Origin of the sequence: Stenotrophomonas sp. GD03654, assembly GCF_029845105.1 — a bacterium.
Classification (GTDB): Bacteria; Pseudomonadota; Gammaproteobacteria; order Xanthomonadales; family Xanthomonadaceae; genus Stenotrophomonas; species Stenotrophomonas africana.
Map to the genome: position 1 here is coordinate 1 of NZ_JAOCLC010000092.1, position 15,263 is coordinate 15,263.

Sequence of the window (15,263 nt, forward strand, 5' to 3'; positions counted from 1 at the left end):
GATCAGAACCCGTAGCGCAGGAAACCCCCATCCACCGCGATGCACTCGCCGGTGACATAGCTGGCCGCCGGCAGGCACAGGAAGCCGACGGCCGCGGCCACTTCCTCCGGCTCGCCAATGCGGCGCATCGGCGTGCGGTTGATCACTTCCTCGTAGTAATCCGGGTCCGACAACGGGCCGGACGTGCGCCGCGTGCGGATGTACCACGGCGCCACCGCATTGACCCGGATGCCATCCTCGGCCCACTCCACTGCCAGGTTGCGGGTCATCTGATGCATCGCCGCCTTGGTCATGCCGTAGACCACACCGCTGCGCACGTGGGTCAGGCCGGACACGCTGCCGACGTTGACGATGGACGACGACGCGTGGCGGGCCAGCAGCGGATGCGCGTAGCGCGACAGCTCGAACGCCGAGAACAGGTTGGTCTCGAAGATCTTCCGCCATTCGTCCTCGGAGTACTCCGTGGCCGCCTTGGTGACGTTGCCGCCGGCATTGTTGACCAGGATGTGCAGGCCATCGCTGTAGTCCTCCACCCAGTCCAGGATCTGGCGGCGGTCCTCGTCGTCGGAAACATCGGCGGCCAGCGCATTCACCTGCATCTGCGGATACACATCCAGCAGTTCGTCGCGCGCGGTCTCCAGCATGTCGATATCGCGGCCAACGATCATCAGGTCGGCACCGAGCCCCGCCAGTTCATGCGCGATGGCCAGGCCGATGCCGGCGCTGGCGCCGGTGATCAGTGCCGTCTGGCCGTCCAGGCGCCACCGTTGCTGGGTCATGTGTCCTCCGGGGCCGTGCCCACTGCATTTCGATGCCGCAAGGATACGCGCTCACGGCGGCGCCCTGCCGGAGATGCGACACTGCCCGTACGCCCACCGCGGAGAGCCGCCATGCGCATCCTGATCCTGTCCACATCCGTGCTGGCCAGCCTGCTGCTGGCGGGCTGCCAGCGGCCGCCGACGCCGAACCCGGAAAAGCCACCGGCACCTCAGGCGATGGCGCGCGCGATGCATGAGCCGCTGGACCGCGCCAAGGGGGTGCAGAAAACCGTGGACGATGCCGCCGCGCGTGAGCGCAAGGCCGAGGCCGAAGCGACGCAGTGACCTGTGGGGTCAGAGCCCTTTTCGCTGCAGAGGGATCCGGCCCCATGAATGAAAACGCCCGGCCAAGGCCGGGCGTTTTCATTCGTTGCCGTTGCCGATCAGAACCCGCAGAAGCAGTACGCCAACGCCTTCACCGGTGCGCCATTGCCCTTTTCGCGGGCCGCGTTCTCGACGAAGCGCAACTGAGTGTCCACTTCCGGCATCGTGCGTGCCAGCATCATCCGCGCCATGCCCGAATCGGACAGCATCCAGGCACCGGCGCGGCTGCCAGCGAACCCGCTGACGAACTGCGCGAACGGCGTGGCTGCCTTCTCGATGTAGCGCACGCGGTAGGCATCGGCCTTGCCGAGCTTGGCGCGACTGGCGGCGTCGGCCACGGCATCCTTCAGGCCACCGAAGGCATCGACCAGGCCACGTTCCTTGGCCTGTGCACCGCTCCACACGCGGCCACGGGCCACTTCGTCGACAGCCTCGACCGGCTTCTTGCGGGCGTCGGCGACGCGACCGGTGAAGTCGGCGTATCCCTTGTTGATCACCGTCTGGATGACCTGGCCCACCGCCGGATCCATCGGACGGGTGACATCGAAGGCACCCGCGAAACGGGTGGTGCCGACACCATCGGTATGCACGCCGATCTTGTCCAGCGCGCGGCTGAAGTTCGGCACCATGCCGAAGATGCCGATCGAACCGGTGATGGTCGACGGATCGGCATAGATGCGATCGGCATTCATGCTGATCCAGTAGCCACCGGAGGCCGCCAGGTCGCCCATCGACACCACCACCGGCTTGCCGGCGGCCTGCAGGGCCACCACTTCGCGACGGATCTGCTCGGAGGCGAACACTTCACCACCCGGCGAATTGACGCGCAGCACCACCGACTTCACGTTCTCGTCGTCACGCGCGGCACGCAGCAGCGCCGAGGTCGATTCGCCACCGATGCGGCCGGCCGGGAGATCGCCGCCGCTGATTTCGCCGGCGGCCACCACCACCGCTACCTGCGGACGGTTGTCGACCGGGTTGCGGCGCGCATCGAGCTGGCCCAGGTAGGTGCCGAAGTCGACGTTGCGGAAACCACCGTCGGCATCGTCATCAGCCACGCCGCGCTCGATCATCAGATCCTCGAATTCCTCGCGGGTCTTCAGTGACGTCACCAGCTTCTGCTGCAGGGCGAACTTGGCCAGGTCGCCACCGGCGGCGGCGATGCCTTCCGGCAGCGTGTCGATGCCGGCGGCCAGCTGTGCCGGGTCCAGGCGACGGGCCTTGGCGATGTCGCCCAGGTAGCGCTGCCACACGTCGTTCATCCAGAACAGGTCGGCTTCCTTGGAGGCCGGCGACGCAGCGTCGAGCACGTACGGCTCGGCCGCGGACTTGTACTCGCCCACCTTGAACAGGTGCACGTCCACGCCCAGCTTGTCCTGCAGGCCGGTGCGGAAGTACTGGCGATAGCGGCCCAGGCCTTCGAGCACGACCGAACCCATCGGGTCCAGGTAGACCTCGTCGGCCTGCGCGGCCAGCAGGTACTGCGACTGGCCCATGCTCTCGCTGTAGGCCACCAGCTGCTTGCCGGAGGCGCGCAGATCCTGCAGCGCGGCGGCCACTTCACGCAGCGAGGCGAAGCCGGACGGCTGCAGCTTGTCCAGCTCCAGCACCACGCGCTCGATCTTCTTGTCTTCCTTGGCCGACTCGATCACCCGCAGCAGGTCACGCAGCTGTATCTCTTCGGCGCCGTTGTCACCTACCGCCTTGGCCAGCGCGCGGCTGACCGGATCGGCACTGAACTGCTCGACCAGGCGGCCTTCCGGTGCGATCACCAGGGTGGTGCGGTCCTGCAGCGACTTGCTGGCACCGGCGCCCATGCCGGCAGCGATGACGAACATCACCAGCAGCAGGAACAGCAGGCCGAAGAACACCAGGTTGAGGATCAACCTGCGGGTGAAGTTCATGACGTCCCACAGCCCGATGAAGAAACTGGCGACGGGGTTGCGACGCGCCGGGGGCAGCGGGGGCACGGGTTGATTCATGGAACGCTCCGGATGGCTTCTTGCCGTGGTGCCAGCATAGCCGGTGCCGCGTGATGCAGCATCGGACACAAGTCAGGGGATCGCCCGCCATGGGTCGGCATGGCGGGCGGGACGGATCAGGACAACATCGACTGGCCGACGCGCAGGCTGCTGCGGCGCAGGCGCCAGCCCATCAGGATGGCGGCGGCGGTCAGGCCGACGATCAGGCCGATCCACATGCCCTGCGGGCCCATGCCCAACCCCAGGCCGAGCCCGGCGCCGAGCGGCATGCCCAGGCCCCAGTACGCGAACATGGCGATGAACATTGGCACCCGGGTGTCCTTCAGGCCGCGCAGCGCGCCGGCCGACAGCACCTGGATGCCATCCGGGAACTGGAAGGTGGCCGCGTACAGCAGCAGGGTCGAGGCCAGGCCGGCCACCGCCAGGTCGTTGGTGTAGACACCGACGATGGCATCGTGGCCGAACAGCAGTACCGCCGCCGAGAGCGTCTGCGTGCCCATGATGATCGCGTAGCCGGCCCAGGCCGCACGCCGTACACCGAAGCCATCGCCACGGCCGACCGCATGGCCGACGCGCACGGTGGTGGCCTCGGCCACGCCCATCGGAATCATGAAGCACAGCTGGGCGACGTTGATCGCGATCTGGTGCGCGGCCGCTTCGTTGGCACCGAGGCGCCCGATCAGCAGCGCGGTGACGATGAACAGGCCGCCCTCCATCAGCACGGTAATGCCGATCGGCAGGCCGGTGCGCAGCAGATCCCAGATCGCCGACCAGCGCGGTCCTTCGAAGTGCGAGAACAGCTGCAGGTGGGCGAAGCGCTTGGTGAACCACAGGTAGGTGGCGAAGGCGATCGCCTGCAGCCACATCATCACCGCCGAGGCGATGCCCAGGCCCTCGGCACCCATTTCCGGGAAGCCCAGCTTGCCGTTGGCCAGCACGTAGCCCATCGGCGCCAGCACCAGCAGGCCGCCGAAGCCGAGCAGCATGGTCGGCAGCGTCCAGTGCATGCCCTCGCTCAGATAGCGCATGCAGAAGTACAGGGTCAGCGCCGGGCCGCCCCAACGCACCGCATGCAGGAACGCGGTCGCCCCCGGCACGATGTCCGGTGCGATGCCGAATGCCGGCAGCAGCGGCGGCACCACGGTGAGGAAGGTGAACATGATCAGGCCAAGGCCCAACGCCAGCCACAGTGCCTGGCGGAACAGCGGGCCGATCTCGCGCTCGCGGCCGGCGCCATGCAGCTGCGACACCGAAGCGGTGAGCGAGATCAGGGTGCCGATCGGGATCAGCATCGGCAGCCACAACAGCGCCGTGCCGATGGTCACCGCGGCCAGGGTCGCGGTGGCATGGTGGCCGGCAATGACGTTGTCGACGAAGGAGATCAGACCGGTGGACACATGCCCGAGCACAAGCGGCAGGGCGAGCAGACCGGTGGCGCCGACTTCCTTGCTGAAGCGCGGCGTGGAGGTTGCAGTAGACATAAGGTGCTTGACGCGAACTGCGGTTGCGCGCGAAGGGCACAGGCACCGGGTTGCGGGCCGCCATCTTACGCGTGCGGCGCGCGCATTCCCATGACATGGCGTGAATGCTGGGTTTCAGCGGGCCCCGGCATCACGCGTTGCGATCGCGTTACCGGGGGAAAACGCCCGCCCTGTAGAGTCGACTGTCAGTCGACTTCCGCGCGCAGCGCGAGGTTTTCGCGGTTCTGTATGAAGAGCAGTCGACCAACAGTCGACGCTACCCCGTCGACGTTACCCCTGGACGCTACGCCTTCCGGTTTACTGCCCCGCCTGGCGCTTGAGCCAGGTGTCGCGCTCGGCGGGCGGCACGGCGAGGAACGCGCTGCGCACGGTGTCGCGTTCCTGCGGTGGTGTGCGTTGCGCGACCAGGGTGAGCTGGGCCAGCTGCGCCGGGCTGAGCTGGCGCAGCACGGCCAGCGCGGCCTCGCGCTGTTCCGGCGGCACGAAGCCGAACAGGCCGTGCAGCTTGGGGAATTCCAGGCCCAGCTGCGGGCCCAGCCGCCAGCCTTCGCGGAATGCCTGGTCCTGCGCCTGGAACTGCTGACGCAGCCGTTGCTGCTGCTCGGCCGGCAGCGCGTTGAATCGCGCAGCGGCCTGACGGATCCGCTCGCGTTCGCTCTCGGGCAGGGCGCGCCAGGCCGCGTAGTCGGCGCGACGCTGGCGCTGCTGCGGGGCATCGAGCTGGGTAAACGCAGCCGGCGTCGTGCTTGTGGGGGCCGGGACCGGGGCCGCCGGCGAACTCCCCGGCACTGGCGGCGGCAGCGGTACGTTCAAGGTCTGCGGCGCGGCGGAAAGCGACAACGGCAGGGCCAGCAGCAGGCTGGCGAACAGGGTCTTATTCATCGGCAGCAGCGGTTTCCAGCGTGGCGCTGGCCGGCTCGGGCCGGCTCGGCTTGGATTGCGATTCGTCCACCGGCAGTGGGCCACCGGCCGCCGTCCACGCATACAGATCGGCATCGGCCACCAGCGGATAATCGCGGTCGGCCAGCATCGTGGCGTCGTCCGCGGCCTGCGCAGGGGTCGCGTCCGGCGTGGCGTTGACCTTGCTTGGCGGCAGTGCTTCCACCGTGACCGGCCCCGCTTCACCCACCACGCCTTCCGGCAACGGGGCATCGCTGCCGAACGAATGCCCCTGCCAGTAGCGCCAGCCCAGCGCGGCGGCCAGCAGTACCGCCACCGTGACCAGCAGGATCAGTGGGCCGCGCCAGCGCGGCTTGGCATTCGCACGACGGCGCTTGCCGCTGGCGGGCGCACGCTCATCGCGCTGTGGTGCACGCCAGCTGGCGGTCGGGGTTTCATTGTTGGCAGCCGGCGCGGCGGGTTGCTGCAGCTGCTGCAGGCGCTTGGCCGGCAGGTCGCGGATACGCGCCTGCACCTGTTCGGCCAGCTGGCGCCAAGCCGAGGCATCGGGCTGGCCGTGCACATCGCGCGGGCAGGCGTCGGCCAGCAGTTGCTGGTAGCCGGCCTCATCCTGGTCGAGCACGCGCATCGCGATGCCTTCATCCAGGCTGCCGCCCACACGCAGCAGCAGCGCCAGGCGCGGCAGCGATCCCATCTCGCCCAGCGCAGCCAACGGCGGCGCCCACTGACCGCCCACCGGTTCGCGCATTACCTGACGCTGGCCCAGCAGGGTCCAGAAGCGGGTCGGCCACTGCGCCATCGGCAGGTCACTGGCGACTGCCGCAAACGCGCGCATCACCGCCACCAGGGTCTGCTCGGCGCGGGCAGCATCGCCGCACTGCAGTTCAGCCACCACCAGGGCGCGGCGTTCAACGCCTCGCAGGAACGCCGACAGCGCGCCGGCCGCGGTCGAGGAAACAGGGGCGGGCACAGCCGTCATCGGTCACTCCAAAGGTCTGCCCGCATGATAGCGGCAGGCCATCGGCGCCCGTAGGACTTGCGTCAGCAGGCACTTCGTGCTGCAGGTTGTGCACAGCACCAAGACCCGACTGCGGAAAACTGGGGCATCCAGCTGAATTCACTCTGTTTCAGCTTTGTTTCACACTTAAATTGTTGATTTTGAAGACTTTTACCATGTGGCTATTTTTTGACCAACCCGAGCATGAGGCCGTCGCTATCGGCCTTCTGCGTTTCCGCTGGCGGTTAACACACAACGTTATCCACAGAACATGTGGATAAGACTGAATCTCCAATGGACTCCGATATTTAGGTGACATTTATGCTTCAACGGGCATCGCCCGGCCACGCCCGCTCCTGCCATTCGCGCGCGCATGGGCCGTTACACTGGCCCGATGCTTTCACCGATTCCGACCCTGCAGGTCGCCCTCCCCGTCCCCCTGCCCCGCCTGTTCGACTACCTGTCGCCGGAGGGCGAGGCCCCCACGGCGGCGGTCGGCTGCCGTGTGAAGGTGCCGTTCGGCAACCGCGAACTGGTCGGCGTGGTGGTCGGCCACGGCCAGGCCGACGACGGTCAGGGCCTGCGCCAGGCGCTGGCCTGGTGCGATCCGCAGCCGCTGCTGCAGGGTGAGCTGTGGCAGAGCCTGCAGTGGCTGGCGCGCTACACCCATGCCCCTCTCGGCGAGGTGCTGAGCACCGCCCTGCCCGGCCCGCTGCGCCATGGCGAGACCCTGCCCGACACCCACCACTGGGGCTGGCAGCTGACCGCCGAAGGGCGCCTGCAGCGCGGGAAGCTGCGCGCCGGCAGCCGCCCGCGGCAGTTGGCCGAACTGCTGGCCGAGGCCGTGGTGGATGAGGATGTGCTGGGCGAACGCATGCAGGACTGGCGCACCGCCGCTCGCAGCCTGGCCAAGCGTGATCTGGCCGAGCGCGTGGCGCTGACGGTGGCACCGCAACATGCGCAGCCACTGTCCGGACCAACGCTCAACCCGGACCAGGCCGAGGCGGTGGCCGCGATCAACGCCGCCGAAGGCTTCCAGCCCTTCCTGCTGGATGGCGTGACCGGCAGCGGCAAGACCGAGGTCTACCTGCAGGCCATCATCCACTGCCTGGCCCAAGGCAAGCAGGCGCTGGTGCTGGTGCCGGAAATCGGCCTGACCCCGCAGACCCTGGCACGCTTCCGTGGCCGCCTCGGCATCGCCGTACATGCACTGCACTCGGGGTTGAATGACAACGAGCGCGCGCGCGTCTGGGCGGCGGCCTCACGTGGCGAGGCACGGGTCATCGTCGGCACCCGCTCGGCGGTGTTCACGCCATTGCCGCAAGCCGGCCTGCTGATCGTCGACGAGGAACACGACGGCAGCTACAAGCAGCAGGACGGCATCCGCTATCACGCGCGCGATTTCGCTCTGGTGCGCGCCAAGGCACTCGGCATCCCGGTGCTGCTCGGCAGTGCTACCCCTTCGCTGGAAACGCTGCACAACGCCTATGCCGGGCGCTACACCCACCTGCGCCTGAAGCAGCGTGCCGGTGATGCACGGCCGCCACGCGTGCGCATCCTCGATGTGCGCAAGCGGCCGCTGCACGATGGCCTTTCGGCCGACGTGCTGGCCGGTATCGGCGAACACCTGCAGCGTGGCCAGCAGGTGCTGGTGTTCAAGAACCGCCGCGGTTACGCGCCGGTGCTGCTGTGCCACGACTGTGGCTGGACCGCACCGTGCAACCGCTGCGATGCACCGATGACCGTGCATGGCGGCGGCCGTCGCCTGCAGTGCCATCACTGCGGCGCGCGGCAACCGGCACCGTTGGCCTGCCCGGCCTGTGGCAGCCTTGCGCTGCAGCCGCAGGGTATCGGCACCGAACGACTGGAAGAACATCTGGTCAGTGCCTTCGCAGATTTCCCGGTGGTGCGCATCGACCGCGGCACCACGTCGCGACGTGACGCGCTGGAACAGCAGCTGGCGAAACTGGGCGACCAGCCCGGCATCCTGGTCGGCACGCAGATCCTGGCCAAAGGCCACGACCTGCCCAAGCTGACCCTGGTGGTGGTGGTTGGCATCGATGAGGGCCTGTTCTCGGCCGACTTCCGCGCCAGCGAAAAACTGGCGCAGCAGCTGATCCAGGTCGCAGGACGCGCGGGACGTGCACGTGATCCTGGTGAGGTCTGGCTGCAGACCCATCATCCCGGGCACCCGCTGCTGGAAACCCTGGTGAGCGGTGGCTACCACCCGTTCGCGCAGGCCGAGTTGAACCAGCGCCAGGCCGCCGGATTCCCGCCCTTCGCGCATCTGGCGCTGATGCGCGCCGAGGCACAGCAGGTGGAGCATGCCAATGCGTTCCTGCTGGCGGCGCGGCAACTGCTGGGGGAACAGAATGTAGTCGAGGCCTATGGGCCGATGCCGGCGCCGATGCCGCGGCGTGCCGGCTACCAGCGCACCCAGCTGCTGCTGTCGGCGTTGCAGCGGCCGCCGTTGCATGGGGTGCTTTCGCAGTTGGTACCGCAGCTATACGCGCTGCCGGAAGCACGCAAGGTGCGCTGGTCGCTGGATGTGGATCCGACGGACCTGTATTGATCCGGTCGGTGCTGCGTAGAGTCGAGCTTGCTCGACTGCCTCATGCAGGAGCAGTCGAGCAAGCTCGACTCTACCAACGGCCCTGCCGCTTACGTCAGCGGCGACATCACGCCGCGCTGGTAGGCCGGCCGCTCGCGCAGGCGCGCGTACCAGTCGGCCAGGTGCGGCAGTTCCGGGCGCTGGATCGGCAGTTCGAACCAGGCATAGATCAGCGAGCCCAGCGGAATGTCACCCATCGCGAATGTCTCGCCCGACAGCCACGGCTGCCTGGCCAGCGTGGCATCGGCCATCGCCAGATAGTCGCCGGCGCGCACGATGGCGGCATTGATCCGCGCTTCGTCACGGTCGGCCGGGGCGGTGCGCATGATGCCCCAGATCAGGTCGGTGTACAGCGGCGCCATCCGCGAGGTACTCCAGTCCATCCACTTCTCGGCCTGGGCACGTTCCATCGGGTCTTCGGCGTACAGCGTGCCCAGCGCGTAGCGTGCGCTCAGGTAACGCACGATGGCATTCGACTCCCACAGCGGCAGGCCGTGGTCTTCGATCACCGGCACCAGGCTGTTGGGATTCATCGCCAGGTACTCCGGCGTCTGCGTGCCGCCATGGCTGCCACCAACCTCGATGGATTCGTACGGCAGGCCAATTTCCTCGGCGCACCACAGCACCTTGCGGACGTTACTGGAATTGCGGCGGCCCCAGATCTTCAACATGCGGGTTTTTTCCTTGCTGGCAATGCGAGCGGCAACGATACGCCTGATCGGGTGGGGTGTGTACGTGCCGCATGCCGGATCTGGCATCCGGGCATTGCCGGCCAGCGGCCGGCACTACCGGTTCTTTTTCGGCAGCGCGCGCACGTAGGATGACTTGCCGTCCTTCTTCAGCTCGAACAGACCGATCGCGGCCAGCAGGTCACTGAGCTTGCCGTAACCGTAGTTGCGCGGATCGAACGACGCCTGGTTGCCGATCTGGCTACCCACGGGCCCAAGATGCGACCAGCCATCCTCGCCCTCGGCCGAGGACACCGCGCGGCGCAGCATCTTCACCAGCCGGGTATCGCTACGCATTTCCGCACCGCTCTTGCGTGGCCGGGCATCGTCGTTGGCAACAGGCTCGTTCGAGGCCTGTTCGCTGGAAGCCTGTTCGGTATCCGGCACGCTGGCATGGGTCTGGCCCAGCGCTTCCAGGTAGGTGAACTTCGAGCACGCGTTGACGAACGGCTCCGGGGTTTTCTTCTCGCCGAAGCCATACACCTTCACGCCATCGGTCAGCAGGCGCATCACCATGGGGGTGAAATCGGCATCGCTGGACACGATGGCGAAGCCATCGAGATTGCGCGCGTACAGCAGGTCCATGGCGTCGATCACCATCGCCATGTCCGAGGCATTCTTGCCCTTGCTGTAGGCGAACTGCTGGATCGGGCGGATCGCATATTCGTGCAGAACCGCCTCCCAGCCCTTCAACCGCGGGCTCTTCCAGTTGCCATAGGCGCGGCGTACGTTCGCCACGCCGTAGCGGGCGACTTCGGCCAGGACCTCGTCGATCTTCGAGGCCGGCGCATTGTCGGCGTCGATCAACAGGGCGATGCGCTTTTCCGGTTCGCTCATGGATTCCTCGCGGGCGGTTGCCTGAACCCGAGTATCGCCGATCCACACGGGCGCTGACGTGACAGGGGGCCATCATGCGAAGATGCCAGGCGCTTCCCCCAATGCCCCCACTGGAGTGAGTCGATGAGTCGCGAGCGCGTTCCCCACCTGGTTGTTGTCGGCGGCGGTTTTGCCGGCCTCTGGGCCACCCGTGCCCTGGCCCGCGAGCGCATACGCATCACCCTGGTCGACCGCCGCAACCATCACCTGTTCCAGCCGCTGCTGTACCAGGTGGCCACCGCCGGTCTGTCCGCTCCGGATATCGCCGCACCGCTGCGCCACATCCTCGGCCACCAGCGCAATGTGGAAGTCCGCCTCGGCGAAGTGGTGACCATCGACAAGCAGGCCCGGCAGATCCGCATGGCCGATGGCAGTACGCTGGACTACGACAGCCTGCTGCTGGCCACCGGCGCCACCCACGCCTATTTCGGCAACGACCAATGGGCCGATGATGCGCCTGGCCTGAAGACACTGGACGATGCCATTGCGCTGCGCCGCAAGCTGCTGCTGGCGTTCGAACGCGCCGAGGCGGAACCGGACCCTGAGAAGAAGGCCGCATGGCTGAGCTTCGCCGTGGTTGGCGGTGGACCTACCGGCGTCGAACTGGCGGGCACCCTGGCCGAGATCGCGCGCCATACGCTGCGCAATGAGTTCCGCCACATTGATCCGGCCAGTGCGAAAGTGCGGCTGGTCGAGGCCGGGCCGCGCGTACTGTCTTCGTTCCCGGAAGTGCTTTCGTTGAAGGCGCGCCGGCAACTGGAAAAACTGGGCGTGGAAGTGCTGACCGGCACCCCGGTGAGCGACATCGACAGCCAGGGCTTCAGGCTCGGCGATCAGTTCGTGCCGGCACGCACGGTGGTGTGGGCCGCCGGTGTGGCCGCTTCACCGCTGGCGCGCACGCTGGACGTGCCGCTGGACCGCGCCGGACGCGTGCAGGTGCAACCCGACCTCACCCTGCCTGGCCACCCGGAACTGTTCGTGGCCGGCGATCTGGCCGCGCTGAACCAGGCCAACGGCAAGCCGGTGCCTGGCGTTGCCCCTGCCGCCAAGCAGATGGGCAAGTACGTGGCCGAGGTGATCCGCGCGCGCCTGCACGGCAAGACCGAGCCCGGTCCGTTCAAGTACGCCGACTTCGGCAACCTGGCCACCATCGGCCGCATGGCCGCGATCGTGCACCTGGGCAAGCTGCAGCTGTCCGGCGTGCTGGCCTGGTGGTTCTGGCTGGCCGCGCACGTGTTCTTCCTGATCGGTTTCCGCAACCGCATCGTGGTGCTGCTGAACTGGGCCGTGGCGTACTGGAGCTACCAGCGCAGCGCGCGCATCATCTTCGGTGATGACCAGGAAGACCGTCGGCCGAGGCGGTAGGGCTGCACGCATGTTCCTGTGGAGCCGAGCCATGCCCGGCTGCACTTCGCGCGGATTGGCAGAAGCCGAGCATGGGCTTGGCTCTACGGCGCCTTCGGTTTCGGGTACCACAGCGCGTTGACGATGACCCAGCGCTGGTCGAATTGCCCCATGTGGAAGTAGTCGACGAACCATGGGGTTTCCAGCCGTACCGAGGCGGCGTTGCCGGTCACGTCCAGCACCGTACAGCGGCGGTCCCACTGATCCTTCGGAGTTTTCAGCGCGCCCTGCTTCGTCAGCGAGACCAGTTCTTCCTTCGACATGCGGCGCAGGCCCAGGCGTTCGTCGGGCGTATCGCCGAGGACCGCGCGCTTGGCCAGGTCCGGGTGCAGAGAGCGGGCGACGCGCTGCGGATCGGCCTCCAGCTGGCCATCGATGTAGTCGTGGCAGGTGGCTTCGATGGCCGCGAGGGTGGCCGGGTCGGCGGCGGGGCTCGTTGCTGCGGAGAGAGCGAACAGCAGGGCGATCGTGGACATCCGGGTCTCCAGCGCTGAGGGCCGCGGGGCGATCATGGCATGGCTGGAAGCGCCCATCCACGCATGGCGTGGATCTACTGTAGAGCCGAGCCCATGCTCGGCTTCACCATCAGGCAGCAGCAACAACAGCCGAGCGTGGGCTCGGCTCTACAGAAGCGCAGGATCCGACGCCTGCAGCCAGGCCAGCTTGCGTTCGCGCGGCTGCTGCTTGAGCTGCCATTCGGCCCGCGAGGCGGCGGCCCGGTCCGGGTACTCGCGCACGGCCAGCACGCGCAGCGGCGGCCTTGCCCGGGTGTAGCGCGCGCCCTTGCCCGCCTGGTGGGCGGCGAAACGCGCCTCCACATCAGTGCTGATGCCGGCGTAAAAGCTGCCGTCGCGGCATTCGAGCAGGTACAGGAACCACGGGCGGAGGGACGGGGCCATGCCCGGATTATGCCGTGCTGCACTGCAGCGGATATACTGGCGCCCGAATGCAGGAGAGAGGCGCCGCGCTGGCGCCCGCCGAAGGCGCAGGCTCCCATGATCGCTCAGGCCGGTGGGCTGGAATCCCACCAACCATGCATTCGACTCGCCGAGCTGGAGAGAGGTCAACGGGCACGCCCGGGACGATCCGCCGAAGGGGCACGCGGCCCATGCCGCTGAACTCTCAGGCAAAAGGACAGCGGGAGCGGCACCGGTCATCGTCATCCCGTCATTGCGCAGGCAATGGCGGTATGCGCGCATGGCCGGTCCCACCGCGCCCGGAGCCTGTCCCATGCTGCTGTCCGTCATCTACCTGATCGCCATTTCCGCCGAAGCCATGACCGGCGCACTTTCTGCCGGCCGCCGCCGCATGGACCTGTTCGGCGTGGTCATGATCGCCTGCGTCACCGCCCTCGGTGGTGGTTCACTGCGCGACATCCTGCTTGGCCACTATCCGCTGGGCTGGGTCAAACATCCCGAGTACCTCGGCTTCACCGTGTGCGCGGCGCTGATCGCCACCTGGGTCGCACGCTGGATGCACCACTTCCGGCGCACCTTTCTGGCGCTCGACGGGCTGGGCCTGATCGCCTTCACCCTGATCGGCTGCTCGATCGCGCGCGAGGCCGGCCATGCAATGCCGATCGTGCTGATCGCCGGCATGCTGACCGGCGCGTTCGGCGGCGTGCTGCGCGACATCCTCTGCAACGAGGTGCCGCTGATCTTCCAGAAGGAGCTCTACGCGATCATCGCGCTGCTGACCGGCGCGGCGTACCTGTTGCTGCTGCACTGGGGCGTGGCCGACGCCACCGCGATCCTGTGCTGCCTGGGCGGCGGCTTCGCGCTGCGCCTGCTGGCGATCCACTACCGCTGGGAAATGCCGAAGTTCGTCTATCACGACGAAGTGCATTGAGGTTCGCGCGGCGCAATCCGCACCACCCCGGCGATGTACCTGGCGCTGTCGCTCATGCGCAGCGCCAGGCGCATCGCCGGTGCAGATGGGCCGCTCTCCAACTCCGACCGGCCCTGATCGCGGCCGCACCCCCGCAGGCGCTGGCCGCCATCCACACACGTGCCGCACTCAAGCGGCTTCGGACACCTTTACGTCGCGACGGGCGCGCACGGCCGCGGCCAGTCGCTCCAGCACCGTCACGGTGGTGTCCCAGTCGATGCAGCCGTCGGTGATGCTCTGCCCGTAGACCAGCGGCTGGCCTTCCACCAGTTCCTGGCGGCCACCGACCAGATGGCTCTCGATCATCACGCCAACGATGCGCTGTTCGCCGTCTTCCAGCTGAACGGCGATGTCGTCGATCACCTTCGGCTGGTTCTCCGGGTTCTTCAGGCTGTTGGCATGACTGGCGTCGATCATCAGGCGCGTCGGCAGCTTGGCCTTGGCCAACACCTGGCAGGCCTCGGCAACACTGCCGGCGTCGTAGTTCGGCTGCTTGCCGCCGCGCAGGATCACATGACAGTCCGGGTTGCCGGTGGTCGACACGATGGCGGTGCCGCCCTGCTTGGTAACCGACAGGAAGTGATGCGGATTGGACGCCGCACCCACCGCGTCGGCGGCGATCTTCACGTTGCCATCGGTGCCGTTCTTGAAGCCGACCGGGCACGACAGGCCCGAGGCCAGCTCACGATGCACCTGGCTTTCGGTGGTGCGTGCTCCGATCGCGCCCCAGGCCACCAGATCGGCGATGTACTGCGGCGAGATCACGTCGAGGAACTCGACACCGGCCGGCAGGCCGAGCTTGTTGATGTCGCGCAGCAGGCCACGGGCAATGCGCAGGCCCTTGTCGATCCTGAAGCTGCCATCCAGGTCCGGGTCGTTGATCAGGCCCTTCCAGCCCACCGTGGTGCGCGGCTTCTCGAAGTACACGCGCATGACGATTTCCAGTTCGCCGGCCAGCGCATCGCGCAGCGGCTTCAGGCGCTGGGCGTACTCGATGGCGGCCTTCGGGTCATGGATCGAGCACGGGCCGACCACCACTGCCAGGCGGTCGTCGCGGCCGTGCAGGATCTGGTGCAGGGCCGCGCGCGAGGCGCTGACGGTGTCGGAGGCTTCATCGTCACAGGGCAGCATCGCCAGCAGCTGGGCAGGCGGTGTCAGCGGTTCGATGGTGCGGATGCGCAGGTCGTCGGTGTGCGGGGGCATTGCGGGAGATCTCCGGAACGTTGGGGGTCCCCAGCGTGGCGGCATGAAAAAA

The 15,263-nt window shown here is 67.6% G+C and carries 14 protein-coding genes and 2 riboswitches; of the genes, 4 read left to right on the plus strand and 10 right to left on the minus strand.

Features of this window, described 5'->3' with window-relative positions; all coding sequences use genetic code 11:
• Nucleotides 1–2 precede the first annotated feature (2 nt).
• The gene (locus tag N5J73_RS22055) at nt 3–779 is read right to left on the minus strand and encodes an SDR family oxidoreductase (RefSeq protein ID WP_049449024.1); all 777 of its coding nucleotides are present in this window, start codon (nt 777–779) and stop codon (nt 3–5) included.
• Nucleotides 780–890: 111 nt separating this feature from the next.
• On the opposite strand from N5J73_RS22055, the gene N5J73_RS22060 reads away from it, so the two are divergent.
• Nucleotides 891–1,103 carry a hypothetical protein gene (locus N5J73_RS22060; protein ID WP_049449022.1) on the plus strand — a complete coding sequence of 71 codons (213 nt, stop codon included), beginning with the start codon at nt 891–893 and terminating at the stop codon, nt 1,101–1,103.
• A 98-nt stretch (nt 1,104–1,201) separates the two neighbouring features.
• Here N5J73_RS22060 and sppA read toward each other — a convergent pair whose 3' ends face one another.
• From sppA to N5J73_RS22080, 4 genes are all read right to left on the minus strand, one after another.
• Nucleotides 1,202–3,124: a signal peptide peptidase SppA gene (gene sppA / locus N5J73_RS22065; RefSeq protein WP_049449020.1), complete on the minus strand. Its 1,923-nt coding sequence runs from the start codon at nt 3,122–3,124 to the stop codon at nt 1,202–1,204.
• A 116-nt stretch (nt 3,125–3,240) separates the two neighbouring features.
• Nucleotides 3,241–4,605 carry an MATE family efflux transporter gene (locus tag N5J73_RS22070; RefSeq protein ID WP_049449018.1) on the minus strand — a complete coding sequence of 455 codons (1,365 nt, stop codon included), beginning with the start codon at nt 4,603–4,605 and terminating at the stop codon, nt 3,241–3,243.
• A 297-nt stretch (nt 4,606–4,902) separates the two neighbouring features.
• A complete protein-coding gene (locus N5J73_RS22075; RefSeq protein ID WP_049449016.1) occupies nt 4,903–5,487 on the minus strand; it encodes a DUF3106 domain-containing protein in 585 nt (194 codons plus the stop codon).
• Entirely contained in the window at nt 5,480–6,484 is a 1,005-nt protein-coding gene (locus N5J73_RS22080) for a membrane protein (protein WP_049449014.1), read from the minus strand. Before N5J73_RS22080 ends, N5J73_RS22075 begins: the two co-directional genes overlap by 8 nt.
• A 412-nt stretch (nt 6,485–6,896) precedes the next feature.
• Between N5J73_RS22080 and N5J73_RS22085 the strand changes: the two genes are divergently transcribed.
• Nucleotides 6,897–9,074, plus strand: a complete 2,178-nt coding sequence (locus N5J73_RS22085; RefSeq protein ID WP_049449112.1) for a primosomal protein N' — start codon at nt 6,897–6,899, stop codon at nt 9,072–9,074.
• 89 nt (nt 9,075–9,163) lie between these two features.
• Here the strand turns inward: N5J73_RS22085 and N5J73_RS22090 are convergent, their stop codons facing one another.
• Together N5J73_RS22090 and N5J73_RS22095 are read right to left on the minus strand one after the other, a co-directional pair.
• Nucleotides 9,164–9,784, minus strand: coding sequence for a glutathione S-transferase (locus N5J73_RS22090; RefSeq protein ID WP_032129683.1), 621 nt, complete (start codon nt 9,782–9,784; stop codon nt 9,164–9,166).
• Between the two features lie 114 nt (nt 9,785–9,898).
• Nucleotides 9,899–10,678: an NYN domain-containing protein gene (locus N5J73_RS22095; RefSeq protein WP_010481148.1), complete on the minus strand. Its 780-nt coding sequence runs from the start codon at nt 10,676–10,678 to the stop codon at nt 9,899–9,901.
• 123 nt (nt 10,679–10,801) lie between these two features.
• Here N5J73_RS22095 and N5J73_RS22100 point away from each other — a divergent pair, with 123 nt between their 5' ends.
• Entirely contained in the window at nt 10,802–12,082 is a 1,281-nt protein-coding gene (locus N5J73_RS22100; protein ID WP_049449012.1) for an NAD(P)/FAD-dependent oxidoreductase, read from the plus strand.
• 83 nt (nt 12,083–12,165) lie between these two features.
• Here N5J73_RS22100 and N5J73_RS22105 read toward each other — a convergent pair whose 3' ends face one another.
• Together N5J73_RS22105 and N5J73_RS22110 are read right to left on the minus strand one after the other, a co-directional pair.
• Entirely contained in the window at nt 12,166–12,597 is a 432-nt protein-coding gene (locus N5J73_RS22105) for a nuclear transport factor 2 family protein (RefSeq protein WP_049449011.1), read from the minus strand.
• A gap of 147 nt (nt 12,598–12,744) precedes the next feature.
• Entirely contained in the window at nt 12,745–13,020 is a 276-nt protein-coding gene (locus tag N5J73_RS22110) for a GIY-YIG nuclease family protein (protein ID WP_049449010.1), read from the minus strand.
• A 40-nt stretch (nt 13,021–13,060) separates the two neighbouring features.
• A riboswitch (glycine riboswitch) is annotated at nt 13,061–13,150 on the plus strand.
• A gap of 13 nt (nt 13,151–13,163) precedes the next feature.
• Nucleotides 13,164–13,267, plus strand: a riboswitch (glycine riboswitch).
• Nucleotides 13,268–13,351: 84 nt separating this feature from the next.
• Between N5J73_RS22110 and N5J73_RS22115 the strand changes: the two genes are divergently transcribed.
• Complete coding sequence (locus N5J73_RS22115; RefSeq protein WP_049449008.1) at nt 13,352–13,969, plus strand: trimeric intracellular cation channel family protein; 618 nt, start codon at nt 13,352–13,354, stop codon at nt 13,967–13,969.
• 168 nt (nt 13,970–14,137) lie between these two features.
• On the opposite strand, the gene N5J73_RS22120 is transcribed toward N5J73_RS22115, so the two are convergent.
• Nucleotides 14,138–15,211, minus strand: a complete 1,074-nt coding sequence (locus N5J73_RS22120; RefSeq protein ID WP_049449006.1) for a 3-deoxy-7-phosphoheptulonate synthase — start codon at nt 15,209–15,211, stop codon at nt 14,138–14,140.
• Between the last annotated feature and the right edge of the window lie 52 nt (nt 15,212–15,263).